This is a genomic window from Roseivirga ehrenbergii, from assembly GCF_001593005.1.
GTDB lineage: Bacteria > Bacteroidota > Bacteroidia > Cytophagales > Cyclobacteriaceae > Roseivirga > Roseivirga ehrenbergii.
In genome coordinates this window covers 1-532 of the sequence record NZ_LQZQ01000017.1, presented here as the reverse complement: position 1 = coordinate 532, position 532 = coordinate 1, and the positions used below count along the sequence as shown (strand labels likewise).

The 532-nt window shown below is 41.4% G+C and carries 1 pseudogene; it reads right to left on the bottom strand.

From position 1 onward, the window contains the following. A pseudogene (locus MB14_RS09070) lies at positions 1-532 on the bottom strand (SusC/RagA family TonB-linked outer membrane protein); the annotation flags it as partial.

Sequence of the window (532 nt, the reverse complement as noted above, 5' to 3'; positions counted from 1 at the left end):
GTCAGAACCTGCTACGTTGTTTGTGTTGTTGTTGATAGAGATTCTAGGTACATCAGTGATGTCACCTGGATTTTGCCATCTGTCAGCAATACCAACGCTTAGGGCTCCACCGTCAAGAACACCCATTAAACCTGCATAGTTACCATCATAGATTTTACCACCTAGGCTGTAGGCAAACATTACAGAAAGGCTAAATCCTTTGTAGTTTAGGTTGTTTGTGAATGCGCCATAAACGTCAGGGATAGAAGAGCCGCTGTAGTGATAAATTGCATTGTTTTGGTTAGTAGTCACCTGAACACCATTGATTTCTCTCAAAAGGTTGTTAGGAGTAGACTCTGATTCGGGATCGTATACGTAAAGTGGGTTACCTGTGTCAGGATCAACACCGTACCAGTCTTTCAACCAGAAGTCATAAATTGATCTGCCTTCTAAAAGTTTCTTAGTTCCGTTAATGATACCGTTTTCTCTTGAAGACTCTGGTAATTTGGTGATTTCGTTTGTCAGTACTGTGGCGTTTAAAGCAAAGTTCCAC